The sequence below is a fragment of the Rhodococcus sp. UFZ-B548 genome (assembly GCF_903819475.1).
GTDB lineage: Bacteria > Actinomycetota > Actinomycetes > Mycobacteriales > Mycobacteriaceae > Rhodococcus_F > Rhodococcus_F erythropolis.
Genome location: NZ_CAIJDS010000025.1, coordinates 47,835 through 73,656, shown reverse-complemented (window position 1 = coordinate 73,656; position 25,822 = coordinate 47,835). Strand labels below are relative to the sequence as shown.

The 25,822-nt window shown below is 62.6% G+C and carries 24 protein-coding genes and 1 riboswitch; of the genes, 13 read left to right on the top strand and 11 right to left on the bottom strand.

The features are described 5' to 3' along the window. Positions 1 to 6: 6 nt before the first annotated feature. From H7C86_RS21125 to H7C86_RS21115, 3 genes are read right to left on the bottom strand one after another with little or no spacing between them, the layout of a single operon-like run. Positions 7 to 2,007 carry a cutinase family protein gene (locus H7C86_RS21125; protein ID WP_182262181.1) on the bottom strand — a complete coding sequence of 667 codons (2,001 nt, stop codon included), beginning with the start codon at positions 2,005 to 2,007 and terminating at the stop codon, positions 7 to 9. A 23-nt stretch (positions 2,008 to 2,030) separates the two neighbouring features. Further along, the gene (locus tag H7C86_RS21120; protein WP_182262180.1) at positions 2,031 to 2,288 is read right to left on the bottom strand and encodes a hypothetical protein; all 258 of its coding nucleotides are present in this window, start codon (positions 2,286 to 2,288) and stop codon (positions 2,031 to 2,033) included. Then, positions 2,288 to 3,127 carry a sigma-70 family RNA polymerase sigma factor gene (locus tag H7C86_RS21115; RefSeq protein ID WP_182262179.1) on the bottom strand — a complete coding sequence of 280 codons (840 nt, stop codon included), beginning with the start codon at positions 3,125 to 3,127 and terminating at the stop codon, positions 2,288 to 2,290. Before H7C86_RS21115 ends, H7C86_RS21120 begins: the two co-directional genes overlap by 1 nt. Positions 3,128 to 3,467: 340 nt before the next feature. Between H7C86_RS21115 and H7C86_RS21110 the strand changes: the two genes are divergently transcribed. The 8 genes from H7C86_RS21110 (at position 3,468) to H7C86_RS21075 (ending at position 13,292) form a co-directional block, all read left to right on the top strand. Then, a complete protein-coding gene (locus H7C86_RS21110) occupies positions 3,468 to 3,722 on the top strand; it encodes a hypothetical protein (protein WP_182262178.1) in 255 nt (84 codons plus the stop codon). Next, positions 3,719 to 4,912, top strand: coding sequence for a conjugal transfer protein (locus H7C86_RS21105; RefSeq protein WP_182262177.1), 1,194 nt, complete (start codon positions 3,719 to 3,721; stop codon positions 4,910 to 4,912). The genes H7C86_RS21110 and H7C86_RS21105 overlap by 4 nt, the downstream gene beginning before the upstream one ends. Before the next feature lie 26 nt (positions 4,913 to 4,938). Next, entirely contained in the window at positions 4,939 to 5,259 is a 321-nt protein-coding gene (locus H7C86_RS21100; RefSeq protein WP_011331713.1) for a hypothetical protein, read from the top strand. Between the two features lie 139 nt (positions 5,260 to 5,398). After that, entirely contained in the window at positions 5,399 to 6,004 is a 606-nt protein-coding gene (locus H7C86_RS21095; protein WP_182262176.1) for a hypothetical protein, read from the top strand. A 37-nt stretch (positions 6,005 to 6,041) separates the two neighbouring features. Continuing rightward, the gene (locus tag H7C86_RS21090) at positions 6,042 to 8,537 is read left to right on the top strand and encodes an ATP-binding protein (protein ID WP_256933097.1); all 2,496 of its coding nucleotides are present in this window, start codon (positions 6,042 to 6,044) and stop codon (positions 8,535 to 8,537) included. After that, positions 8,534 to 10,882, top strand: coding sequence for a hypothetical protein (locus H7C86_RS21085; protein ID WP_182262174.1), 2,349 nt, complete (start codon positions 8,534 to 8,536; stop codon positions 10,880 to 10,882). Before H7C86_RS21090 ends, H7C86_RS21085 begins: the two co-directional genes overlap by 4 nt. Then, a complete protein-coding gene (locus H7C86_RS21080) occupies positions 10,882 to 12,600 on the top strand; it encodes a peptidoglycan DD-metalloendopeptidase family protein (RefSeq protein WP_182262173.1) in 1,719 nt (572 codons plus the stop codon). The genes H7C86_RS21085 and H7C86_RS21080 overlap by 1 nt, the downstream gene beginning before the upstream one ends. Before the next feature lie 11 nt (positions 12,601 to 12,611). Beyond that, positions 12,612 to 13,292, top strand: a complete 681-nt coding sequence (locus H7C86_RS21075; RefSeq protein WP_182262172.1) for a hypothetical protein — start codon at positions 12,612 to 12,614, stop codon at positions 13,290 to 13,292. Positions 13,293 to 13,468: 176 nt separating this feature from the next. Here the strand turns inward: H7C86_RS21075 and H7C86_RS21070 are convergent, their stop codons facing one another. After that, positions 13,469 to 13,888 carry an SMI1/KNR4 family protein gene (locus H7C86_RS21070; RefSeq protein WP_182262171.1) on the bottom strand — a complete coding sequence of 140 codons (420 nt, stop codon included), beginning with the start codon at positions 13,886 to 13,888 and terminating at the stop codon, positions 13,469 to 13,471. 487 nt (positions 13,889 to 14,375) lie between these two features. Here H7C86_RS21070 and H7C86_RS21065 point away from each other — a divergent pair, with 487 nt between their 5' ends. From H7C86_RS21065 to H7C86_RS21045, 5 genes are all read left to right on the top strand, one after another. After that, positions 14,376 to 14,834, top strand: coding sequence for a hypothetical protein (locus H7C86_RS21065; protein WP_182262170.1), 459 nt, complete (start codon positions 14,376 to 14,378; stop codon positions 14,832 to 14,834). Positions 14,835 to 15,447: 613 nt separating this feature from the next. After that, positions 15,448 to 16,182 (top strand): TnsA-like heteromeric transposase endonuclease subunit, encoded by a 735-nt coding sequence (locus tag H7C86_RS21060; protein WP_182262169.1) that lies wholly within the window; start codon positions 15,448 to 15,450, stop codon positions 16,180 to 16,182. Further along, positions 16,179 to 18,263, top strand: coding sequence for a Mu transposase C-terminal domain-containing protein (locus H7C86_RS21055; protein ID WP_064075566.1), 2,085 nt, complete (start codon positions 16,179 to 16,181; stop codon positions 18,261 to 18,263). The genes H7C86_RS21060 and H7C86_RS21055 overlap by 4 nt, the downstream gene beginning before the upstream one ends. Before the next feature lie 5 nt (positions 18,264 to 18,268). Further along, positions 18,269 to 19,309, top strand: coding sequence for a TniB family NTP-binding protein (locus H7C86_RS21050; protein ID WP_064233800.1), 1,041 nt, complete (start codon positions 18,269 to 18,271; stop codon positions 19,307 to 19,309). After that, positions 19,306 to 20,178 (top strand): TniQ family protein, encoded by an 873-nt coding sequence (locus tag H7C86_RS21045; protein ID WP_064074700.1) that lies wholly within the window; start codon positions 19,306 to 19,308, stop codon positions 20,176 to 20,178. The genes H7C86_RS21050 and H7C86_RS21045 overlap by 4 nt, the downstream gene beginning before the upstream one ends. Positions 20,179 to 20,803: 625 nt before the next feature. On the opposite strand, the gene H7C86_RS21035 is transcribed toward H7C86_RS21045, so the two are convergent. From H7C86_RS21035 to H7C86_RS21005, 7 genes are all read right to left on the bottom strand, one after another. Then, complete coding sequence (locus H7C86_RS21035) at positions 20,804 to 21,349, bottom strand: universal stress protein (RefSeq protein WP_064074703.1); 546 nt, start codon at positions 21,347 to 21,349, stop codon at positions 20,804 to 20,806. Positions 21,350 to 21,489: 140 nt separating this feature from the next. Continuing rightward, positions 21,490 to 22,053: a histidine phosphatase family protein gene (locus H7C86_RS21030; protein WP_064074698.1), complete on the bottom strand. Its 564-nt coding sequence runs from the start codon at positions 22,051 to 22,053 to the stop codon at positions 21,490 to 21,492. Next, the gene (locus H7C86_RS21025; protein WP_064074697.1) at positions 22,050 to 22,778 is read right to left on the bottom strand and encodes a phosphatase PAP2 family protein; all 729 of its coding nucleotides are present in this window, start codon (positions 22,776 to 22,778) and stop codon (positions 22,050 to 22,052) included. The genes H7C86_RS21030 and H7C86_RS21025 overlap by 4 nt, the downstream gene beginning before the upstream one ends. Before the next feature lie 29 nt (positions 22,779 to 22,807). Beyond that, complete coding sequence (locus H7C86_RS21020; protein ID WP_371736607.1) at positions 22,808 to 24,082, bottom strand: MFS transporter; 1,275 nt, start codon at positions 24,080 to 24,082, stop codon at positions 22,808 to 22,810. 49 nt (positions 24,083 to 24,131) lie between these two features. Beyond that, positions 24,132 to 24,680 (bottom strand): universal stress protein, encoded by a 549-nt coding sequence (locus H7C86_RS21015; protein WP_064074696.1) that lies wholly within the window; start codon positions 24,678 to 24,680, stop codon positions 24,132 to 24,134. Between the two features lie 10 nt (positions 24,681 to 24,690). Continuing rightward, positions 24,691 to 25,056: a fluoride efflux transporter CrcB gene (crcB, locus tag H7C86_RS21010; protein WP_064074695.1), complete on the bottom strand. Its 366-nt coding sequence runs from the start codon at positions 25,054 to 25,056 to the stop codon at positions 24,691 to 24,693. Further along, on the bottom strand, positions 25,053 to 25,577 hold the full coding sequence (locus tag H7C86_RS21005) for a CrcB family protein (RefSeq protein ID WP_064074694.1): 525 nt from the start codon (positions 25,575 to 25,577) through the stop codon (positions 25,053 to 25,055). The genes crcB and H7C86_RS21005 overlap by 4 nt, the downstream gene beginning before the upstream one ends. Continuing rightward, a riboswitch (Fluoride riboswitch) is annotated at positions 25,561 to 25,652 on the bottom strand. (Overlaps the previous gene by 17 nt.) Positions 25,653 to 25,822 lie beyond the last annotated feature (170 nt).

Sequence of the window (25,822 nt, the reverse complement as noted above, 5' to 3'; positions counted from 1 at the left end):
GGGGAGTCAGGCGGTCACTTTCGCAATCGCGTCGCGGAAGTGGTTGGTCAGATCCTGGAGGGCGGTCGTTCCAGCGGAGTCGATGACCATTTCTCCGTAGCTCTGGTGAGCTCCGGAACCGATGAACGAAGCGAACTTCAGTCCTTCAGTCCCGATCTGTGCCAGTGCATCGGCGCCGTCAGAACCTGCCAGCGCGGTGAGATTCGAAGCGAGCCCACCAAGGTCCCCTGTCTGGGACTGCTGAGTTAGCTGCTGGCCGGTCGCCGACGATGCGGACGCTGCTCCGAGTTTGGCCGGATCAGTCTTCTGTCCACCCCCGAGCGTGCCTACCGCGATCTTCGCGAAGTCGAGGATGTGGGGGAGTGCACCCAGACCGGCTCCGATGACATCGCCGGTTTCGATCGCGTGCCAGAGCTGCTTCTGCAGTTCGCCGGCGGAGTTGGCCAAACCGATGATATCGAGGTTGCCGACGAGTCCGACGATCATCGACACGATCTGAGCGGTACCGGACGGGTCGGGGATCATCGCGATGAGTGATGCTGCGGTCTTGTAGTCCAGTCCTGCAGCGAGCTTGACGAGTGGTTCGAAGAGAACATTGATTCGGTCGAACTCGGCGTGCACCGCCTTGACCTTCGCCATGGGATCGAGCGCGGGATCGAGAACGATCTGCGGGATCCGAGTCGTGAAGATGTCGGCGACAGCTGGAATGTTGTTGGCCAATGCGAAGGCATTCGTCCCGATGTGGGTGACCTGATCGATCAGGACACTCGGCTTGATGATCGAGAGCGCGTTCGCGGCAACGGAGAGCCCATCCGCCGGGGTGGACGTCAAAGGTGAAACCTGATTGGCGAGAGCATCGACGGAAGCCTGCAACTGCGGCACCTGCGCCGCGCCTGTGGCTCCCTGGACTGCCTTCGTTATCGAATCGGCGGCCTTCAATGCGCCGGCCACATCGATACCCTTGACCGTCTCGACGATCTTGCCGGCCGTGAACTCGGGCGTCGATGCGTCCGCTGACTTGAGTGATTGTTCGACGGCGGGATTCTGAGTCACCCACTTGGTCGTATCCGCTACAGGGACCAGAGTGTTTGCAATGTCGGATGCCGCTGCGCTCACGCTGGCGAAGTCGGGAGAACCAGACTGGAGCTGCTTCTGCAGAGTGTCGACGTTGCCGGCAAGGCCCGGGAGATCAACCTTCGAGTAGTCCGAAACCAGGGCGTTCTGCAGGGTCGCTGTGTTGGGCTGAGAGCCATCACTCTGCTGTGGACCGGATGCAGTAGGGGGCTGTGAAAGTACTCGGCCGAGACCGGCAAGTAACCCGTCCTTGTTGCTGTTCGTCGAGCAGTAGAGGTCGTCAGGTGCGCAGTACGACCGCGTTACCGAGGCTGTCTTTCCGAATCCGCCTGGCCGCGCCCCCGCAATACCGACTCCGTCGACAGCTGGACCGACGAGAGTGTTGTCCTCGCTCGGACTCTGTCGGGGATCGGCAACCAAGCCGACCGCGATCAGCTTCTCCGCGGGAATCGGACCCTTGTCGTGCCCGATCAGCCACGTCAGATCGCCCGCGACATCCGCCCCTTGGCTGTAACCACCGAGAGCGAAAACAGTACTAGGGCACTCCGTTGCCCGGGTCTGCATGACTTTCGCGGCAGCCTCTATTCCGGTGGCCTTACTCGTTCCGTAAGTCTTGCCCTTGTTGAACGCGGATGCTTCGTAGGCAGGGTAAGTGACTTTGATGGAGCTTCCGAACTGCTGAACAAGCGGATCAGTCACTTGCTTGAGAAGGCCCGTCGCCACCGAAGAATCTGCTCCCGAATCTGTCTCGAACGTCCCCGTCATCATGACCACCTCCGCAGTGGGGCAGCCTGCAGAAGCCGGTGCGGCATGAGCGGTCCCCGGCGTTGAGATCGTGAGCAGAGTTGACGCCACGGCTGCTGTAAGAAGGGCCGCCGAACCTACCGAACGGGCGCGTCGGTAGTCGGTAGATGGGGAAGCGATGGTCGTCATGACAGATCTCTTTTCGTCATCGATTACAGCGAGGGCAAAGTGGAAAGACCGCTGCCCGAATGTGCGGTCACGGTGTTCGGCAGAAGGTCGACGACCGTGAAGACGGCGCGGTGAGCGAGCGACATCAGCTGTCCCAAAAGTTCGGGATGACTCACGGAAGGGATACGTAGCGCTGCGTCGAAACTTCCAGCAGTCTCGAAAAGAAGGGACGATTCCTTCATCACGAAGCCAGCGATCAGGAAGCACACCAGCAACGAAACTGCGTCGAGAGTTCGAGTCATCACAAAGCCTGTTCGATCGGCCGGGCGCTGCGCGATGCACGGGCGAAGCGCGCATGATCCGACGTCTGATTCGAAGTTCCTACGCTGTTCCGAATCTTCGACACAGCGCGATAGAGCCGCTGACGAAGTGCGGCCGAGGTCATGCCGATCTCAGCCGCGATCGATGTCAGATCGGTGTCGGTCTGGTCGAGATATGCGCGCTGAATCAAAGCTCGGTCGGTGCCGGTGATGACTCCGTTCCGAACAGCCCAAGCGAGCAAGTCCTGGGCGAGAAATGGGTTCTCGGTTTCCGCCTCAGGAGCATCGGAACGATCCATCAGATCCGACGCGGGGATCTCACCGGCAAAGGTGTTCTCGTGTGCGATCTTCTTCAAAGTCCGCAAAAAGAGAGCTGCATAAATGTTCTCGCCGGACGGGCGATACTCGGCTATCAATGACATGAAAGTGGCGATTGTGGTGGCCGCACGCTCGTCGTAAGCGTGGTAGGAATCGAAGCCGGCCACCCGCGCGTGACGGGTCAACGAGATCAACTTCCCGAGCATCAGCTGCAACAGCGCTCGCCCCGCGAGAACGCTGCCCTCCTGGTGGAGGGTCAACAGTGCCAGCAGTACGGCGTCGCGATCGAGACGATGGGCGCCGGCCAAGTCGTTGAGTTCCTGAACCTGATTCAAGGCCGGCTGATTGACCGACCATGTGAGCACCTCTGCCGCTGCTGAGGGTCGTGCGCACAGCTGCATCCATTCGGTGTTCAGACGGCTGTAAAGGTCGCCTCGAGCCGCGATATGGGACGGCAAGGCGGACGACGAATGGCTGGGGGCGGTTGCTGCGTGGGTGGACATTTCCACGGGTCTCCTCTGTGCGCGTGCGAGGTTGGTCTCGCGCCCAGTAGAGCAGCCCTATATTGCCTCTGACCTGCACGTTTGTTGTTGCCAGGGGAGTGTTTGTTGTTGCCGGAGATGTTGTTGCCGCGAGCTTTGCCGTGAGTAGATGCGCGTGCATCGAAGGCATCGACGTGCACGTTTGAACCTCTGGCAACAAGCAACTGGCCGCGCTCGGAAAAAACTTTGAAAAAAGTTTGGCGAGCTCTGTCACTCAGGTCTTCGCGCCCGGATCTTCCTACAAGTAGAAGCCCACAAAATCGGTGCGGCTTTCACACTCGCCAGTCGCCAGGAGGACCGGATGCACGACTCGATGCAAGCGCTACTGCACGATCTCGGCTACGCCCATGCCATTGCTGAGGAGATCCGTCGAGTCGCTGCGGCTCTCACACGAAACCCATTCGACGAAGATGCCAGCGCCGCGCTCTCGTTGTTGGTATTCGCAGAGGTGCCGGCCGCTCGTGCAGCGCTTGCGCGGGCAATGAGCGCCGACATCCCGGATGGCGAATCAGAACTCGACTCGTCAGAGCAGCCGTCCGAGGCAGGTATCCGATGAACATTGATTGGAAGAAGATCAACAACTTCGGGCGCACTCCGAAACCGAAGCAGGATGGTTCCGCAACCGCCGATTCCACCGAGACGATCGTCGATGAAGTAGAGGAGCGTGTGCGCGCAGAGCGAGTCCAGTGGGGCCTTCGTCAGCAGTGGACTACACGCGCAATTCGCGGTGCGATCATCGCCGCTCTCGTCGCAGGAATTGTCTCACTGCTGCTCGTCGTATTCGGCTCGTCGTCAACTCCGGCAGTCGTCAAAGCAACTGACAACGAAGCGCAAAGCATTGACACCGCAGCACAAGCCCAAGCCGAAGATGTAGCCCGTCAACTGGTCGTGACGTGGCTTCAAGGCAGCCGAGGAAACGAGCGTGAGATCGAACGGTTCGTTGCCACGCCACCGAATATTCCGGCATCTGCGCTCTACGTTGCGACGGACCCCGCCATCGCATCAATTGTCTTCGATCGCGACGCACGAACCTACGCCGTGACGGTATCGGTCTCGGTACGCCCCGCCAACGATGCCTCCGCAACAATCGTTCGGCGCTACTTCCAAGTTCCTGTTGTTGTGACCGAATCCGGTGCGCGCGCCGCCACACTTCCTTCCGAAGTTGCGCAGCCGTCGACAGCTGTAGACCTTCAACTCGGATATAAGTTCCGAGTCGCGAATCACCCGATCGGAACCTCGGCCAACCAGTTCCTCGCCGCACTTCTGACAGGCAACGGCGAGGTTGCTCGCTACCTGACGCCGGGGGTCTCCATCGCACCGATCGTCCCGGCGCCGTACCGCAGCATCGCACTCACCGATGTGCTCTCCTCGGTCGATCTCAGTGCGTCGAACTCGGCTGCACCGCGTTCAGATGGCGACGTCGTGCGCTTGTTGATCACTGCATCTTTGAAGATCACCGACGCCGAATCTGTCAACGGTCAGTACGCGCTGACGATGACTTCCCGCGGCGGTCGCTGGGAAGTCAGCGCCATCGACTCAACGCCGCTCTTTGCCGCTACTGCTCCTCGCAGCGGAGTCAATTCGTCGACCACGAGCGCCCCGTCCCCGTCGACTCCGAAGAACGCTCCGTCGACTTCCGCACCGACATCCGTAGCGCCGGCTCAGGCTCCCGCGCCAAGCCAAACACCCGGATCGTCGCTTCCAGCTGTCGGCGAAGTCCCACTGTTTTCCCCTTCAGGAAATTGACCCCTCGAACCGAAAGGTGACCCATCATGTCCCTCGCACTAGCCGCCGCTGACCCCAACACCGCGATCGTCGCCGCCGGTGTCTTCGAAAAGATCGGAGAGCTGACCAACAACGGAAAGGTCGCCCTCCAATCTGCAGCCAGCTGCCTGGTCCTGTACTTCCTTCTCCGGAACTTGATGCAGTCCTTCACGATCGCCCGGCTGGTCGTCTCCGCCCTCATCGGTGCTGCAGCGCTCTGGGTTGTCTTCAACATGGACTCCCTCAAGGACCGAACCGGAGAGGACCTGGCCATCTCTGTCGTGCAGGTCGTAGAAGCGCCGGACCCGAGTCTGGATCTGCCGGTGTAAACGGCGACCGCGCGCCCACTCGAATCGCCCTTCACCGACCCTGACAAGGAGGACTGCAGATGTCCGAGGTAACCACCGCGGCAACGGACGCGACCACACGAGCACACCGACAGAACTCCTCACGCGAGTCGGTGCCCGCATGAACGACGACAACAACGTCGAAGTCATCAAAGACTTCACAACAGCTCGGAAAATCCCTCAGCTGATCGGCCGCACACCCGACGGTAAGAAGCTCCCTTTCGGCCCCTACACAGTCCCGCAAGCAGTCAGTGGCGCCGCTGTCGGAGCAATCCTGTGGCTCCTGCATCCGTTGTGGCTCGGCGACAACATCACGTGGAACGTCGGATTTTTCGTCGCATGCTGCGGCGGCACGGTGTTCGTCGTCGGCAAGCTCCGATTGGCCGGCCGAAGCCCAGCATCTGTCGCTCAAGGGGTCAAAAAGGCCGTCTTCGCGCCGCCTGAGGCCAAGCTGAAGATCAACGGCAAACGCGTGAATATCCGAGCACCGCACCTCGTTCACGCCGGCGGCTACATCACTGCCGATCCGCGCATCGAGGACCAACTCGTCGCTGCTGTGGAACCCGAATCCCCTTCTGAATCTGTACCGGTCGCACACAACGCTGTCGGCACTCGGTCGCGACCTCATGAACTGCCCACCCTCTCACCAAACGACCCCGCCCCGCGCCCCGGCCGATCAAGCGTCAAGGAACTCCTTGCACTGGCCAACGCCGGAAACCCCGAGTAGAAAGCGATCCGCCGCAATGGAACAGCCAACTCTGTCGATGGCAGCAAATATCCGGTGGACGAAATCCGGTGTCGTGTGGGCCGACTACGTACTGAGCGGAATGGACTACGGCTACCGACCCAACGTCGACAAGCGCACCGCCCGGACTCTGCACACGATGCTCGTGCGCGCACTGCCCGGCGAATCGATGTTGATGGGCATCGCGTCGTCGCTGAGTGCGGAAGCGGTCGTGGCGAGGATGACCGAAGGGGTTGATCTCGACGTCCACGCAGACTGGGCGATCGAATGCGAAGCGACCCTCGACTCCATCGAGCTCTATCGCCCCGGCCAACGAGTGTTCTATCTGAGCATCCCCCTGACAACGACCGGACTCGCAGGACAGGCAAAAGCCGCCACGCACGCGGCATGGACGTCGCTGTCGGACTTCATCGGACTCCCTCGAACCTCCGTCCCCGAAGACGAGGTCCGGGCGCGTATTCGCCAAGCGGATCTCATCGTCGCCGATATCCCCGCAGTCTTCGAAGCTCGACCGGCAACACCAGCACAGATGGTTTGGCTCTGGCAGCACTCCATGACCCGCGGCCTCCATGTCGATCGAGACATGCCTGGCGCCGCGTCCACGCCTTCCCCGAAATCGGGAGCGGCGCTCGCCCCAGCACGACTCGACGAAGGCGCGCAATCAGATCGCGATGCGCCCACGACTTGGTGGCGTCCGAAGGTTCCCATATTCAGTCGAGTTCTCAAGGTCGACCAGCCCTACGACATCGATGATCGGCCGGCGTCGTACCAGGTGATTCTCGCGCTAGCGGATATGCCCTCCGGTGGTGTCCTCTTTCCCGGCTCGGAATTCTTTTCCCTGGCGGATGACTTCGGAGACATCGACGTCGATTTCGTTGCTCGACTCAAGGTGACAGCAGGCGCTGACGTGATGCGTGCGAACAAGCGTGCGCTGGAAAACCTCAAAGAACAGTACGAGCAGCGGGAAGGCGAGCTGGCAGGCGGACAGGGCGCCCTCGATATCGCAGCCTCTGCACTGACCGAGTACAGCTCGCTTCTCGAAACCAACCGTGACGAGGTCGAAGTCGCCTGGACAGCGCTTTTTGCCGTAGGCGCGCCCACCGAAGAGCAGGCCCTCGCTGAAGCCCAAACAGTGAAGAAGTCCTTTGAACATCAGGACTACAAGCTGGTCGCGCCGCTCGGATTTCAAGAGGACTTGTGGTGGGCGATGATTCCCGGCGTTCCCTCGTCGAAGATCGTGCGCGAATTCGGGCACATCACCACCTCGACACATTTTGCTGCCTACATGCCGTTCACTCGCAACGATCTGGGCGACAGTTCCGGACCTCTGCTCGCACTGAACATCACGGCAGCCCGGATCGGTGCGGTACACAACGACATACTCGGTAAGTCCCTCCGCGACCAGTCCTCTTCGTGGGCTGTCACCGGGGAGCTCGGATCCGGAAAGTCCGTCACCATGAAGGTGATTGCCGGTCACGTCGTCGACTGCGGCGGCCAGGTCATCGGTATCGATCAAAGTGACCTCGGTGAATACGCCAACTGGGCTCGGGCGGTCACGGATGCGGTCATCGTCGATCTGGTCGAGCCCGATTACAGCACCGACCCACTGCGGATCTTCCCGCCCAACATCGCGGCGGAGATGACGCAATCGGTGATGCTGGCGTTGCTGCGAATCCAGCCGACATCAACGCACGGCAAGGCGCTGGCCAAGGTGCTCGAACCGTCCTATCGCGCGAAGCACCCCTACGCAGGGCTTGGCGAGCTCACCGAGCACCTCCTCTCCGCCGACTGCCTGATCGACGGTGCCTACGACCTCGGCGAGGAGATGAACGTCTACGCCCGGTTGACCTATGCCGCAGCGCTCTTCGCGAAAGACCTTCCGGCATTGCCGATCACCGCGCCGGCGATTATCTTCCGCACCCACCGCGTGGAGCTCCCCACCCAGCTGCAGACAGAGAAGCAGCACCTGTACGACAATTTGCCGCTCGAGAAGCGATTCGGTCACGCCGTCTACACACTCATCGCGAAGATCGCCCGCGGTCAGTGCTTCGCCGACGCCGACCAGATGGCGCTGTTCCTCGTCGACGAAGCTCATCACCTTCTCAACGCCGACGACGGTATCGACATCGTCGAAGATTTCGTACTTCAAGGCCGAAAGTCCTCTGCAGCAGTGGGATTAGGTGATCAGGACTGCGCGTTCGGGACGCCGAAACTTCGCGGCCTCATCAAAACCCGATTTGTTCATCGCCACACCGACGAAGGCCTCGCCAAGCGCGCGATCGAGTGGCTGGGCCTGGACCCAGAGAACCAAGACCTAGTCAAAGAGCTCACGGAGCAGACAGCGCCGGTCACGGGAAAAGACGGCTACGTCGAGCCGCACCGCCGAGGCGAGGGCTACATGCGAGACGGCAGCGGAAACGTCGGCCGCATCAAAACTCTTCTCCCCGCCACCGAATCGCGCCGTGAAGCCGCGCTGACTACCCCGAAAGACAACAAGAAGCTGGTGAAGGCATGACCTCGACCGCGGCGCACCCCCTCGACCAGGACGCTGTCGAGGGCAGTCCCGAAGCCCGCGAGTACTTCAGCGTCCGCGCCGCGGTCACACACTCACTGCGTTGGCTCCTGCACTCCGCCAGCCGGATCGCCCAAGCGTGGATTCCCGAATCCTGGTTGGTCGTCATCATGTACGTGAGCAAACCGATCTCTCGCTGGCTGTGGTCACGCTGGTGGAGCCGCCTGCTCATTCGGGTGGCCGCGGGATGGCACGCTCTTGGTGCACTTTTGCTGATTTTCGCTACGCCCGCGGCTGCGGACCCCAGCGGAGGAGGAGGTGCATCACCGTTCTTCGCATGGATGGCGCTCAAGGACACGCACGGAATCGACGCCTGGAGCTACTTCCTCTCGATCGACAAGGGCAACGCCTCAATGGGCGGCGGCTGGAGAATGATCTGGGCGTACATCATCACCCTCGAATACGAGGTCTTCCGATTCATGATGGCGACGGCGATCTGGTTCATCACTTACGCGTTGTCCTTCGACTGGATCGAAATGATTCTCACGCCGGTCCGCACCATCGCAGACTCCGTCACCTCGATCACCGACCAATTCGCGCTCACCCCACTGATGTTGACCATCGCCGGATTCAGCGTGGCCGTGTGGTTCGTACGCGGGCGCTTCTCCACGGGCATCTACGAACTGCTCATGTCGTGTGTCATCGCGGCCGCGGCCGTCGGATTTCTCGCCAACCCCCTCGACCGGGTCGTCGGTAACGACGGCCTGGTCTTCGCTGCACGCGATGCCGGACTCGAAGTCGCGTCGGGACTGGCGAACGGTGGAAATACCAGCGGCAACGCCGATCAGCAGATCGACACCATCAAATCGACCCTCGTAGATACCTTCCTGCGCCAGCCCACTCAGCTGATCAACTTCGGGGTCGTGCTTGATGCGCCGGACAACAACGGCAAGTGCGTCAAGGAATTCGACGAGGCTTACGCCGCGACCCCGGACGGGCCCGGGGTCATGGACAAGGTGCAAGAGAAGGTTGGTGACATTCTTCCCGGCGCGGGGGCGGCCCTGGATCTGCTCAATCCGGATGACAAGCCTGAAGATCGCATCAAAGACGCGATCGCGGCGTGTGATGGCGATGACGGTCCGATGAAGCAATACGCCGACAATCCTGGCCCTGGTCAAGCGATGGGTCTGCTCTTCTTGATCTTCGCCGGCACTCTGCTGATGCTCTTCGCGATCTACCTGGCGGGCAGGTTGGTTCTCGCTGTAGGCGTTTCGATCGGCAACGCCATCAAATCCATCCCTGGCATCGTCGTTGCCATCGCACCGTCGATGCGTGGACAGTTTTGGCGCACGATCGCCAACGTCGCGATGTCGCTGCTGCAGATGATGTTTTCCATAGTTTTCCTGGTCGGATACGTGCTCGTCGTCCAAGACCTTTTCGCTTCAGACGAATCGAATCTCATCCGCACCGTCTTCTTCGTCGACATCTTCCTGATCGTCGCACTCCTCCTCTTCCGTCGCGCGATCAAGGGTCTGCAACGGATGTCGGACAGTCTGGCGTCGATTTTGGCGAAGCGACCCGATGCCGCACCGACATCCATCACCAGATCTACCCCTACGTCGGGTCGAGATATCGCGTTGATGGCTGCGCAGGGCCGGCAGATCTACCGTGGCGGCAAGGCCGCGGTCCAGGGCGCAGGCAAGATCGCGAAGAAAGCGACCACATCGACCAAGGCCGTTGGCTCAGTAGCTGGCACAGCGACGTCGACTGCGGTAACGGGAGGCGTCGCTGCCGCAGTCTGGGCGGGCACGAAAGCAGTCTCCGGAGCGAAGAAGGCCAAGAAGTCGATCGACAATCTCTCCGACCCGGCCACGATGGCCCGTTCACAGTCCTCGGGTTCACGGTCCTCTACGAGCTCACCGAGCCGTGGAACCGGTGCGGATAGCGCGGCGGCCGCGGTGCGCAGTCGACTTTCGAAATCGGCTGTCGCAGACAAACCGGGCATCAAGAAGTCGATTGGCACGGCGCCGTCGGGTCTTGCTCCGGAGCGTGGACAAGTTCGCAGTTCAGCATCGAAAACCGTTGCACCAGACGGTCGGGCCTTCCGCGAATTCACCACCGATTCCGGTGCGCCGCTGCTGTTGCCCACCACTCCCACCCGCGCCCCGAAGGCGCCGAAGCCAACCGCCGCGCCGGCACGTCCGCCCGCCGCTCCAGTTGTTCCCGCCGTCAACATTCCCACCGGATCCGGCTCCAGAACTGCCGGACTGATGGCGGCGGCAGCTCAAGCAGGAGCGGGTAACGCGAGGACCCCGCAGCCGAGCTCGCTGACCCGGCGGCCTCGCTGATGACGCTCCTCGCCGCACCACCATCCCCCGATTCGGAAAGTTCGTCGAAGAAGTGGTGGTGGTGGATCCTCATCTCCGTGCCGATCGTGTGCATGGTCGTGCTGATGGCGCCGATTCTCGTCATCTTGTCCCTCACCGGTGAGGACACCACCTGCGGTCAGCCGACCGGTACCGACATTCGTGCAGACGGATCGTTGGTAGGTCTGAAACCCGGATCTCTGGCAGTTCCGATGGCCGAAGGTACGTACACGATCAGCTCGCCGTTCGGCATGCGAGAAGGCGGAATGCATGACGGACAAGATTACGCGGCCCCGCTGGATACCCCCTTCTACGCTGCAGGAGACGGTGAAGTCGTCGTCGCTGGACCGGCCTCGGGCTACGGACACTGGATCCGCATCCGGCACACCATCGACGGGCAGACCGTCGAATCTCTCTACGGGCACATGACCGCAGCAGGAGTGCTCGTCAAAGCCGGCGACAAGGTCACCGCAGGCCAACTCATCGGCAAAGTCGGCAGCGAAGGACAATCCAGCGGCCCGCACCTGCACTTTGGTATCTACCCAGGACAATGGTCGATGGGCGGTGGAGTCGACCCGGTTCCCTGGCTCAAGCAACAAGGAACCGCCTCCCCTGCAGCAGCCTCCGCCCCAACTCAGCCCGATGCAGAGTTGGTGGCGAAATCCACCCCCGCCGGCACGGGTGGTCTCAACGCAAGCCAAACGGCGCTGGCGAAACAAGCTGTCGCCATAGGCGAGTCCATGGGCGTTCCTGATCAAGGAATCGTAGTTGCCTTGGCCACCATGAGCCAGGAATCGACCTACCGAATGCTCGCCAGCTCCAACGTGCCCGAGTCGCTGCAATATCCCCACGACGGCGTCGGAAGCGACCACCTCTCGGTCAATCAATACCAACAACAAGTCGGCATCTGGGGCACCGCGGAAGAGCTGATGAACCCCGTAACGGCGAACGTCAAATTCTTTGACGCGTTGCTCAAAGTTTCGGGCTGGCAATCCATGCCAGTCACCGTCGCCGCCCAAACCGTGCAGGGATCGGCTCACCCGGAGGCATACGCCGACGACGAAACGCTCGCTCGGCAACTAGCTTCGCAGTTCAAAGGTTCAGGCAAAGACCTGACGCCGCAGGAGCTGGCAGACATCGTCAAGGGTGGCGCCGCAACAACGATCATCGACGGCGGCGCCTGCGCGCCTGGGACCTCGAACCCCGGTGGACCTCAGTTCAAGCCGGGTGGGCCGTTCGGAGCGAACGTGATCGCTGCGGCCTCCCAATGGATCGGAACAACGTACGCGTGGGGAGGCGGAGATCAGAACGGTCCAACGAAAGGCATCAGTGATGGTGGCGGGGCAGGAGATGCGAACGGCGATTTGAACAAGGTCGGCTTCGACTGCTCAGGCTTGACGTTGTACGCGGTTTACCAAGCCTCCGGTGGCCAAATTTTGCTCCCTCACTTCACCGGAAGTCACTCCAACCCCGGCCAGCTGTACGACTCCCGCGGCCAAGACATTCCGTTCGACCAGAAGCGCCCAGGTGACCTGATCTACTTCGGCGCAGGCGGCGACACCCATCACGTCGGCATTTTCTACGGCACCGAAAACGGACAGGACATGTTGCTCAACGCCCCGGAATCGGGGAAAAGCGTCTCGATCATGCCGCTCTCCGGCTGGGCCGGCGAAGAGATGTACGTCAAACGATTCGGATAGGAACCTTCATAATGATTACTCGCAAACGCTCGATTGCTCTTGCTGCTCTCACATCTGCCGCGTTGGTACTGACAGCGTGCGGAGGAAGCGACGAACCCGAAGATCATCCGGTGGAAACGAGCGCCGAATCCGACAGCTCGTGGACGGTACCGCCACTCCCATCGACAGACGTCCTCGCTGAAAGTAGCCAATCCGGCTCGGCGCCGACGACAGTTCCGTCGCCGCCGACCGCCCCTCCAGCCCTGACCACCACTCCGCCTCCAGCGCTCCCCGACACACTGGCCGGAGCCAACGAGAACGATGCAGAATCGGTCATGCTCGCCGCCGCTCGCACCATGCTCTCTTACGCCCCAGGCAAGGACGTAAACCAATCCGCGGCAGCTCAACGGGCGGCGCCACTCCTCGACGAGAGGTACTACGCCGCGAATGCCGACTCATTCATTGCGCTTGCACCGATCACCGGTAAGCAATGGCAGAACTGGGCAGACGACCACGCGATCGTCATTGCCACAGCGAGCATTGCCGGCGACGAACACCCTGCTGATCAACCAGCCAAAGTTTCCCGTGTGCTCGCAGTGACACAAACTGCCACCGGACCTGATGGAAAAGAACTGAGCAAAAACACCTTCGCCGTCTACATGAGTGCCGTCAAAATCGGCGTCTGGCGTGTAAGCGCAGTAGCCGTCCGATGAACTAGTGCCCCGTCGAGGGGGCGACATGCGTGTATCCGTAGGCCGGCCCCAGCCACGACGCCCGCAACGCCTTCGATCATCTCGGTGACAGGTCCGGTCGTTGGGGCGACCACCGCGGACATGCAGCCCGCGAGGGCGACAAGAGGCAGCCGGCATCGCGCGGATGCCTTCGTGAGTCAGTCGTCGACGTTCTCCTCCAACAGCGTGCGGAAACTGGCCGCCAGTCGAACAACTGTGTTCCCGTTGTCATGGTCGACCAAGCACACGCTTCCGTCCGCAGCGATCCAGATCGGATTCCCCGACCCGTCGTCAGCGAACACCACCCCGTCGATGAGGGCGCCGTATGCGTCACGTGCCCCAATGGTCAGCTCGATGCATGTCTCACGACCGATAAGTTCGGCGTTGTCCCATGCGTGCACTGACACGCCCACGAAGCATCCGCCCCAACGTCCCACGAACTCGGTGAAGTCTTTGTCCGGGACGATGTCGAGTGCATGCAATCGCGCGTGAAGCTCGTCTGCCGGAATCGGACGACCGGGACCGTAGAAGTCCACGGTCCGCTCGATGCGAGCGACCAACCCGTTTCCGAGAGCCATATCGGAAACTTACTACCGGCGCAGGACACTAGGCCCCGACATCTCAAACTGACGGCGCAGCTGCTGCATCGCTTCAAATCCGCGCGGGTAATGCTGGCTCCCCTCCCGCACTAACGCTCTGGCTGCGATCCGGAGAGGAAATAACTGCTCGATCTGTTCGCCCCGGTGTTGTTGCCACAGCTCGACCACGCGATCTCCGCGAGGTCGGGCTCATGACGACTTTCGGATTGCAGGATCTCGCCAGCAATGTACGTTGACCAGCTCGAATGATCGTTGGCAATAACGGCCAGTGCTCGGATCCGAACATCAGCGTCGAACCCCGCCACCCGGAGACCACCGCAGATCGCCGCGCTGGATCCAACGAGTCGGCATCGGCATGTTTTTGCGTCGGTCATCTGTCTGATTCGGGCAATGCCGGCCGTTACGATCGCACCGAGCGCGAAGCTCCAGGCCGAGATTCCGGCGCCGCTGTGAGGGAGGGGTCAGGATGTTCGGTTGGAAGAAGAAGCGCAACGATTCGAAGATGACGCTCGACGATGTGATGTCGAAGCTCAGGCCTGACCTGAGTCGGGAATCGCTCGGCGTCGGGCCCGACTTTCCGGGCGTCGCCCCGAACCCGCTCATGAGCAGTGATGCACGCAAGCGCAATGCGGAACTGCGGACGGGGGTGCTTGCGCTCGGCGTTCTCGTCGACTGGCGGGAGGTCAACAGCAATCCACGCGTGGTCCTGATGTTCGACGTGGAGACCTCCGACGGCATCTTGTTTCGCGGTATCGCAGACGAAGACCTCACGATCACCGAGCTGACACGACTCGCCCCGGGACAGACGTTGCCCGTGCGCTACCGGCCGGCCGTCATGGACCACTACGTCGCCCTTGCCAGGGACGCGGGCGCCGCCCATGTGCAGCGGCTCTCCGACGAGATCGCGAGCCGCAAGCGGACCTGAACTGAAGCCATTGCCCGGGACCCCTAGGCGCGACCCGTCGCCTGGGTCAGGGTCGAAAGGCATCTGCAGGACCGGCGAGGACGTTCCCCAACTTGTGTGCCGAAACTTGCGATGCGGGAATCTGCTCGAACTTGTGTGGGTGAGACTCGCGCGAAACAGCTCGCGACCGGACACATCGCAGGCTGTTGAACAACAGGTGCGTGGCCGTTGATTGGCTAAGGGGACGGGCTTGGGACGCCCACGGGAGAAGGTTCTTTTCAGATTGTCTGTTGGCTGAGGCGTGGGATAGATGGACGGCTCGGATCCTCGTTCCGGAGCCCCGCAACCTGCTGAGCAGCGCGAATCGGTGTAGTTGCCGGGGAGAGAATTTATCCCCTACGCGGGGGGGTCGCTCCGATCCATGCTCACTTCGTTGCGCTGTTCGGAGCGTAACCCACGTGTCAAGGGGTGACGGTGTCATTTCGCTATTTGTCCTGGCTCATTGCATCTGATGCGAACTCAGTGAATCTGATCTTTTAGTACGCCAATGTGATGCGGACTCAGTGCATCTGATGCCAATGTGTCATGAGCGCTGCCCACATCAGGTTGGTTGCGGACGGACGGGAGCGCGGAATTGTCGGTCGGACTGCACGCTGTTGAGGACGCATTCGAAATCGGCTTCGTCGGCTCGGACGGGGCACAGGTTCGGTGTTCGCTGGCGGACGCGGTGGCGGTGCGGTTCGAACGGGTTCCGCCGATCCGATCGATTCCGTCATATCAGGGACAGCGGCACAATCCTGGCTTGTACTGGTCGGCGACGGTGTCGGCGCATGTGGAGTATGAGTCGTGGTTGGAGCGCGACGAGGCACTGGCGCTGGACTTCGATCCCGACGTCGTGGGGATCGCGGCGCAACCGTTCTGGCTGTTCTGGCGCGATGGGCAAAGGAGTCGATCACATGCACCGGATTTCTTCGCCCGCCGCGCCGACGGCACCGGGGTAGTGACCGATTGTCGACCTGCGGCACGGATCAAGCTACGGGATGAGGTCGCGTTCGCTGCGACCGCGCGGGCATGCGCGTCGATGGGCTGGGTTTATCGGCGAGTGAGCGAGCACGATCGGGTCTGGTTGGCGAACGTGCAGTGGCTGGCCGGGTATCGACATCCTCGTCACCGCGTGGAATCGACAGCGGCGACATTGGTGGCGGCGTTCGCAAAACCTCAGCCGCTGATCGGCGGCGCGCGTTCGGCAGGCGATCCGGTGGCCGTATTGCCGGTTCTGCATCACCTGTTGTGGTCGAAGGAGCTGATGGTGGATCTGTCACAGCGGTTGGAGTCGATGTCGATTGTATCGGTGGCGGCGGCGAGATGACGAAGCTGCTGAAGGTCGGAGACCGCATATTTTTCGACGACGACGAGCATCTGGTGGTGGCACTGTCCGGTGTACGGGTGAGGTTGGAAGCGGCAGATGGGACCGCGTCGGTGGTTCTGGTGTCGCATCTGGTGGACTCGCCGGGGTTCGCAATCCTCGGCCAGTCCGACGCCGGGTTCGGGTCGGGTGGACTGGCTGGGCAGAGCCTCGCCGACGTTCCTGCTAATGCCACCGAGCGAGCTCGTGACTGGGAACGACACGTCGTCGAGGTCCAAACCGGGTTGCCGCCCGGAGCGGATCCAGGAGCCACTCCTCGACCCGAGTACGACCCGGCGCGGACCACCATTCGCCAGCGCGAGGCAGCCAAGGCCGCCGAATTGACTGCAGCGGGGTTCCCGACCAGCGCGATCACGGTTCAGCGGATGCGCAGCCGCTATCGTTCCGGCGGCGTGCGCGGGCTGGTCGACGGCAGGGTGACACGGCCGTCGTCGACCTATCGGCGCACTGACGAGCGCGTGGTGGCAGCGGTCCTGGATGCGTTGGACGGGGAAACGAAACGGTCCACCGGAACCCGGGATCGACTGCGCCGGCAGGTAGAAATGCTTCTGGTGCAACGGCACGGTGACGGGGCGGTCGCGATGCCGTCGAAGGCGACATTCAACCGGTTGGTGACAGCGCTGTCGACGGGACAGCACACGTTCGGTTCGGCGAAGACGCGGCGATCCGCGGCGAATCGGCCGACCGGCCCCTTCACCGCGACATGGGCGTCGCGGCCGGGACAACACGTTCAGATCGACACGACACCCTTGGACGTGTTGGCAGTCTTCGACGACGGGAGCGCCCGACGAGTCGAGTTGACCGCAGCGGTCGATGTCGCAACGCGCACGATCGCGGCGGGAGTGCTCCGCCCGGTCGGTACCAAGGCTGTGGATGCATCCATGCTGCTGGCGCGGATGCTGGTACCTGAGCCGATGCGCCCGGGTTGGGCAGAGACGTTGCGGATGTCGGTGTCGCGGTTGCCGTATCGCAGTCTGGCCGACATCGACATCCGTATGGAGCAGGCTGCGGCGAAACCGGTAATCGTCCCGGAGACGATCGGCTGCGACCGCGGAAAGGTCTACCTGTCCGAAACGTTCCTGCGGTCATGTCAGACGCTGGGCATGTCGGTTCAGCCGTCCCATCCGCGCACGCCGACCGACAACAGCGTGATCGAGCGGACATTTTCCTCGATCAACACCCTGTTCTGCCAGTATGTCGCCGGTTACGTCGGCCGCGATGTCGGCCGCCGCGGCGCGCATGTCGAGGACGAAGCTGCGTGGTCGTTGGCGCAACTGCAGGATCTGTTCGACGAGTGGGTGATTCACTGGCAGCGCCGTCCACACGACGGGCTGCGCAGTCCCGACAGCGGTCAGGCGGTGTCACCGAACGAGATGTACGCGGTGCTGGTCAGCGCCGCAGGCTATCTGCCGTTGATGCTCAGCGGTGAGGACTACATCGAACTGCTGCCTTCGCAATGGCGCGCCATCAACGATTACGGGGTGCGCCTCGACCGGCGCACGTACGACGATCGCGGGTTCAATCCCTATCGCCGCCAGCATTCCGGTGTCACCGCGCACAACGGGGCTTGGGAAGTCCGCTACGACCCGTACGACCTGTCGCAGGTGTTCGTTCGTAACCACTACGAAGGTGGTTGGATCCGAGCGACCTGGACGCATCTGCCGATGGTGTCGGCTCCGTTCGCGGACTTTACCTGGCGTCACGCCCGCCAGATCGTCGCCGACGCCGGGCCGACAGCTGAACCGGTGGAGACCGCGACCGCGCGGGCGCTGGCGGATCTGCTGGATCGCGCGTCCGCGGGCCCGGATACGCAGTCGGCGGCCAGGACCAAGGCTGATCGCAAGGTGGCGGCACGTACCCGGGCTGCGGCACCTGAGCGAGCCACTGTCGTGCCGGTCGATCTGCGTGTGCTCGACGGTGGTGACGACTTCGACGAGGACAGCGGCGGTGATGAAGGCGAGCTGGGCACTGTGATCCCGTTCGGTGTCTTCGATGCCGCCGCGGAGGCCGAGAGGTGGCTGTGACCAGCATGAGTGAATTCGACCCGCCACCGGACGCCCCACTGACCACCAAGGAGGGCTGGAATCGCTGGGTTGGCCGTGACCGCTCTGCGCCTGAGCTGCGCGGAGATTGGTGCGAGCTGGCACCGTCCGAACGCGCCGACTACGACGACACCCGGCTGGACTACCACTCCGAACTGATCGTGGTGAACACCCCTGCCATCCAGGACATCACGAAAACCGTTCGGCGGCTGTTGATTCTCAATCGCCGCCAGATATCGGCTCGGCGCGGGCTGATCGTCACCGGCGGCGCGGGTACGGGCAAGACCACCGCGTTGACCCAGTTGGGGCTGGCCCATGAGCTTCGAACGCGTTTGCGCAATCCGGTTCGGGGGACACGGATTCCGGTCGTCTACATCACCTTGCCCCCGGCTGCGACTGCGCGCATGGTCGCGGTCGAATTCGCGCGGTTCCTCGGTCTCCCGGTCACGGGCCGCGCCAATCTCACCGACATCACTAATTCCGTCTGCGCGGTCCTCTGCGACGTCGGCTGCGATCTGGTCCTCGTCGATGAGATCCACAACATTTCGCTGACCACCCGAGCGGGTGCAGAGGTCTCCGATCAACTGAAATACTTCTCCGAGCGCATCCCGGCGACATTCGTCTACGCCGGAATCGACGTCGAACATGCAGGCTTGTTTTCCGGCATCCGCGGCCGCCAGATCGCCGGCCGCTTCGCCACTATTTCCACCCACCCGTTCGCCTACGGCAGCACCGCGCAGCGCGAACACTGGCGCGCTCTCATCGTCACACTCGAGCAAGCGCTCCGCCTGCATCGGCACAAACCCGGCACCCTCGCCCGTCAGGGCCAATATCTCTACCAGCGCACCAACGGCATGCTCGGGAGCCTGTCCCACCTCATCCGGGGAGCTGCCATCGACGCAATCCTCGATGGCAGCGAGAAGGTCACCAAAGCTCATCTCGACGCCCAGCGACTCGACCGCGCCGCCAACATTCAGCCGGAGTTGGCTCCCGGCAAGGGTTCGGCCAAGCGAAGTGGCGTTGCATGACCTCTCGGCGGCGCCTGAGCGGGCAAGCGCGCCCGCTGCCCATTCCCATCCCGCCCTCGATGAACGAGACGATCGAGTCCTACCTACGCAGACTCGCCGTCGTCAACCACATCAGCAACGACGCACTGAAGCGTCACCTCGGGCTCGACCCCACGCGGCTGGGATTACGCATCCGGCTCGGTAACCTCGCCAGGCTCGTCGCCATCACCGGTTATTCACGCGAGCAGCTCACACGCACGCTTCCTCAGTTGTCGAACTGGCACACCGACTCTGCCCGCTTCGCGGACTGGCCGCGACCGGCCTGCCCTGCCTGCACGAACCGTCACCGAGGTGGCCCAGTGACCCGCTACTACCCGTCGTACGTCCATGCCTGCCCGATGCACCAGATCTGGTTCAGCGGTGGGCAATTCGATCGCGGCCGCGTGCTCGATGTCAGCGACACACCAGCAGTCCTGGCCGCTCATTCCAGACATCGGCGCTTGGCGCAACGACGCGGACCGCAACCGACCCAATACGCCTTCGACGTCGCTCGCGGAGTGTGGAACAACCTCGTCTCATTTCCCGCGTGCAGCGGCGTCAAGGAAAGACTCGGCATCCTCCAGCCGAATGCGAGGCGGTTCATCGCCCTCGACGACTGCGAATATTTGGCGGCGAGCTACCCCAACGTCGTCAACACCGCCGCATTGCTGGTCTCACCGCACTGGCGGCGGGTCGCTTCCAGACAGCACACATGCAATCTGTTCCTCACCGAACTCGGATGGCGGACAAGCGGCGAACGGCATCCCTACTGGCCACAGGGCAAAAGCGACCCCATCGTGAAATGGATCGAGGGTCTCACCCGGGCCAGCATCGACTGGAACATGCTCTGACCACTGTCGACTTGACTTGTTGCACTAGAGAGCAGCTTGCCGGCGTGTCTGATGCCGCCATCGCCTGAAAATGAGACAGAAATCGGACATTGTGGGGTTGCGAAAGTCGAATGCAAACAAATTGATATCAATTCTGGCACCATTCATTGATGCTGCGGGCGGGCCTGGGCGCGATCCGAAGTATTCACGGCTTACGCGAGGTTCGCAGACAGACCTATGCGCAGACTGAACCCGGCCTCTTCTCCGGATGCGACATCGACTTGTGGCGCAACCGCTTCGAGGCGATGGCAGATCCGAATAGACTACGAATACTGTGCTGCTTGAGCACTGGGCCCCTGTGCGTCACGGACATGGCCGTGGACAGGAATGACAGCATCGGCGGTCTCGCATGCTGTTCGTATGCTTCATGATCGCAAGATTGTTTCGGACACGAGACGGTCGACAGATGTACTACCGATTGGCGGATGAGTTTATGTGCGTTCTTCTCCGCGGGCAGCGTGTCGTCACGGAGAAATCTCTACTCTGAGCGGTCTCGCATCAGCGCAGTACTCTGTCGTCACCAGGTGAACAGCAGTCCGTCGTTATCGCATCGCGGAACGGCGGGGCGCGCGAAATGCCGACACAGTCACGTGGATTTGTCCGGCCACGCTGCAGCGGAGACGGTAGCCGGAATCAGGAGCAGTGCATACCGGTTCTGACGGGCCAGTCGGCTCGAGACCGAGGTGTGGAACAGAGTGCCGCCGGCCGATACCGCTCCCAGGCGCGGAGCGCCGATCACGATGACGAAGGCCCCGTATGTGTCGGCGATTGTCATCAAATATTGTGCAGGTTCGGCGCGCTGGCAGTCGTAGGTCCAGTTACCGGGGAAGGCGTGCAGTATCGCGAGTGCGCGATCGCGTTGGGCGGTGACAGCCTGGTGGAAGCGATCTTCGTAATAGGGGGAATCGGTTTCGACGGGCATGTCTTCGACGTCGATGCAGTGCACGATATGCAATGCTGCGCCCTGCTTCGCTGCGAAATCCGTGGCGAATGTCAGTGCGTTACTGCTAGGGGCGCCGGAACCGAGGCCGGCAACGATGTGACCTGCGACGGGTAGATGTGAGCGGGTTTCGTGCAGATGACAGGTCAGTGGTGAGTGCGCCGCGTGCGAAATCTTCTGCTGGCTGTTCATGGGGTCTCCTGGAACGGTGGACGACCATCGCATCTGGTGCCGGAAGTCGCAGGCTCGCCCGGAATTCGCAGGCTCGCAAGGGCAGTCGCACTGCCGGGCACCGGGACGGGATGGGTGACGCTTTTCATCCGAGGTGATGGTCAGAGGGGTTGCTGATCGATGAGATCGATTCTCCACCTCCCCTCGAGGTAGATGAGCACCTGGTAGGACCCTGTGGGGACGGTGATCGTCGTTGCGTCCGGGTCGATGTGCAGCATCAGTGGCCGGATGACGGCGTCGTGGGTGACGACGATCAACGGTGTCGAATCGGCGCCCGGTACCGCGAATTCGTCGAGTGCGGGCAGGACACGGGTAAGAACCGTCTCGGACGTCTCCACCCCGGGCGCTGCATCGACGGTGCCCCATTCTGCTAGTACCTCACTCTTACGGTGCCCGGTCCAGAACCCGTAGTCGCGGTCGTTCAAGCGTGCATCGATGCGCTGCTCTATGCCCAGCGCCTCGGCGATGATCTGCGCGGTGCGGACGGCGCGGCGGAGTGGACTGGACAGAACAAGGCTCGCTCCGATATCGCTCAGGGCCCTCGCTACGGCGGCGGCTTGTCGCTCGCCGATCTCGTCGAGCGGTGGATCGGCCAGGCCGCGTAGGCGGCCTTCGGCGTTGAGGGCGGTTTGTCCGTGGCGGACGAGGTAGAGCTGCGAGGTCATGACGAGTCCTCTCTCATCGGTTCTTCGATGTCAACGACATTCGGCGCGTCGATGCCATTACGTAGCCATCGGCCGGTCACCAAGCGGAACCCGGCAGGGATGTGAGAGCCGACATGAACCGCGAGAATGGCGGTGGCGGCGGCGAGGAAGCTGGCAATCACGTCGCTGGGGTAGTGCACCCCCAGATACAGGCGTGATGCGGCGACGGTGAGGGCGAACAGGACTGCGAGAAGACGGGCGCCCCTGCGCAGTGCCGAGCGTGAGTGTGCGGTCAGCAGAACAATGATGCCGACACCCGCCGCTGCCACGGCGGTATGTCCAGAGGGGAACGACCAGTGTGTGTCCGGCGTCATCGCCCACAACGACACCGGAGGCCGGGGCTCCCGGATTGCATACTTGGCGACGGTCGAGACGATCAGTGTTCCCGCCATGATCGCCAGAACGAGGATCGCGTCCGAGCGGCGCCGACGCATCCCGAGCCAGGCTGCGAGAACGAAGACGACGCCGACTCCGACCGCAGGTTGCGCACAATCGGTCACCACCTCAGCCAACACGACGCCCCACGATGTGCGGTGGCGTTCGATCCCTTCGTCGAGATCCAGTCCGTGCTCGATGACCCACGTCTTCGAGAAGACACCGACGACGAGCAACACGGCAAAACAGGTGATCGCCGCGATCAGCGGCCGGATCCACGGTTGGCCAGGGGTATCGGGGTGGTGGGACACGAAAGGAACCGTCCGATCGGAGGATGAATTCAGGAAGGGGAACGACTGGTGTGAGATCGAATGTGTGTGGTGCCGATCAGGCACACGACAGCGAGAATTTGAATGGTGACGACGGTGCCGATCAAGATCGGGATCGAGACTTCGTAGAGGAGTCCGGTCAAGGCCCCGCCCACGGCGGTGGCGACTCCGATGATCGCGGCGTAAAGACCGTAGGCGGTGGCACGGCGAGGTGGTGGGACGAGGTCGGCGACGACCGCGCGCAGCGTCGACTCCTGCACGCCGACGGCCGCTCCCCATACCAGCGCGCCGGCGATCACCGCGACCACGGAGTCGGTGAATGCCAGCACAGGCACGAGAGCGGCAAGGACGGGAAGACTACCGAGTACTTTCGCGCCGACCTTGTCGTATGCCCATCCTGTTACCAGTGCAGCGACAGCGTCGGCGCCCATCGCCGCGGCATACACGAGCGGGACGGCAGCCGCGGGCAGGATATTGCGAGCGACCAGATGGAAGGAGAGCACCCCGAAGGTGGCGAATCCGATCATCGTCGCGGCAGAGAACCCGGAATAGACCCAGAACGATTCGGGCAGAGACTGCCACCAGTGGGTTCGAGGGGCGTGGGCGAGATGATCGGGGTTGGTCTCCTCACCTGGCTCGGTGCGGTGGGGAATTTCGTAGAGCACCGGGTCGGGGACGCGGGCTCGCAACCACACCAGCATCGCGATTACTCCCACGCCCGGTAGCGCCAGAATCCCCAATGCAGGCCCGTAGTCTCCGCCGGTGATTGCCAGGACGAGAGCGACCACCAGCGGACCGATCAGCGCGCCGACTTGATCGAGTGCTTCGTGGACGGCGAAACCGCGACCGCGGCCGGTCGCAGCGGTGGCGTGGGAGAGGAGAGTGTCCTTTGCGGGGCTTCGGACGGCTTTGCCGACGCGTTCGGCGATGACCAATGCACATGCCACCCAGAGTGTTCCCGCGATGCCGAGCAACGGAACTGTCACCACGGTCAGGGCATAGCCGGAGATGGTCCATGTCCAGAATTTGCGGGTTCGGTCCGCTAGCGGACCTGAAACCAGTCGGAGCATCAGGGCTGCGGCTTCACCGATACCGGTGACGATGCCGACGACCAGGGCGGTGGCACCGAGTGAGGCGAGTAGCGGCCCGGTGATCGAACGGGCGCCCTCGTACACGAAGTCTGCGAGCAAGCTGACCGTGCCGAACGCGACGATGAATCGCCACGGTGTCAACGGTATGCGGGTAGCAGTGCTGGTTATTTCCTGCCCATCGGTCCGATCAGGCACTAGGTGTGTGTCCTTCCGTCATTCTCTGTCCTCGATGGCGGAGCAGCCATCACGGTGTGGCCGTCCATCCGGAGAACCGGGCCTGCGCCGGAATCATCAACAGCGGCCGGTGGCCTTTGTGGATCAGGTGCGCGGACACCGACTCACCGGACACCCGTTCCATCATCGAGACGAAGCCGCGCCGCGGAGTGCCGATGATGATCATCAGCGCGTCGTGACGCTCGGCGATCGAGATCAGTAGCCGCATCGGATCCTCGTGGGTGCAGTCGTACGACCAGTTCCCGGGCAGCGGTGCGAGCATCGCGCACGCCTCGCTACGTTCGGATTCGAGTCCGTCGGCGAGTTCCCTCTCGTAGTTGGGGGAATCTGGATCGATGGGGAGATCGTTCGGGTCGACACTGTGCGCCACGTGCACACCGGCATTGATGCGCAGCGCGAAGTCGACCGCGAACCGCAATGCCGAATGGGAGCCGGCATTGCGGTCGAAGCCGACCACCAGATGACACGCCGGCGCAGGCACTGCCGGTGGCCCGTCGATATGCAGCGGTTCGAGTGACCTCAAGTTCTCGGTGAACCGGTGACGTGCGTCTTTGCTCATCGTGTTCTCCTCACAGTCCCGCCAACGCGAGACCTGCGGCGCCGGCCGTCACGGTCAGGGCCAGAGTCCCGACCGCATTACCGAAAGCGGGCCAATAGCGTTGGCGTTGAATCAGCCGCACCGTTTCGAAACTTGCCGTGCTGAAGGTGGTGTACCCGCCGCAGAACCCGACTCCGACGATCAACTGCAGCTCGCGCGAGGCGCCGTGGAAGAGGACGGCTCCGGTGACCAGTCCCAGGATCAAGGAGCCGGTGATGTTGATGATCACTGTGGCCCAGGGGAATTCGGCACTACGCCGGGTTCGGATCGCCCCGTCGAGAACGAACCGGCTCACCGCGCCGGCGCTACCGGCGAGTGCAATCCACAGTGTGATCACCGCCCGTCCTCCTTGAGTTGGGTCTGGATCCGTGCCCCGGCCGCGATTCCGGCGGCGGTTGTGAGGAGACCGACCGCCACACTGGCCACCGCGTAGAGAACCGCGGACCACAGGTGGTGATCACGGAGAAGCAGATCGGTGTCCACGGCGAGGGTGCTGTAGGTGGTGAACGAGCCGAGCACACCGGTGCCGACACACAACCGCACCCGCCGGAGCCACCCGGCGTCTTCACCGAGGCGGGTGAGGGCTTCGAGCAACAATCCCAACAGCAGGGCGCCGGCGATGTTGATCGCGAACGTCGTCCACGGGAATTGTCCGGCCGAGGTGGGGAACGCGACGCCCAGTCCGTAGCGCAGCGGCGCGCCGAGCAGCCCACCTGCGGCGACGGCGGCGATGGCCGAGGGGCGCACATGCAGCGGCCCCGGCTCGCGGGGAACGGAATCGGGGTCGACCGGCAGCGTCGGTGCGGGATCGGTGGGGCGGGTCACAGGCACAGTCCTTCCACGGTGGGAAGGAGCCATCAGCCCCGGGAGTGGGGCGGTTCAGACAACCCTCCGGAGGGTGTGTCTAGGCGGAGATCCATCGCCTGTCATTGATGAATATATCCTGACTGGGCCGCGGCTGTCGCCTCCGGGACACTCGAGCCTCACGACCCCACTCCTCTCGTGAACGAATTCGTCGCCGGCGGGTGCCGGCTTCGGCTCGCTCCATTCCCCCATCGCGGCGTAACGTGAAATCCACGATCATGGCGGTGGGGCTCGCCATA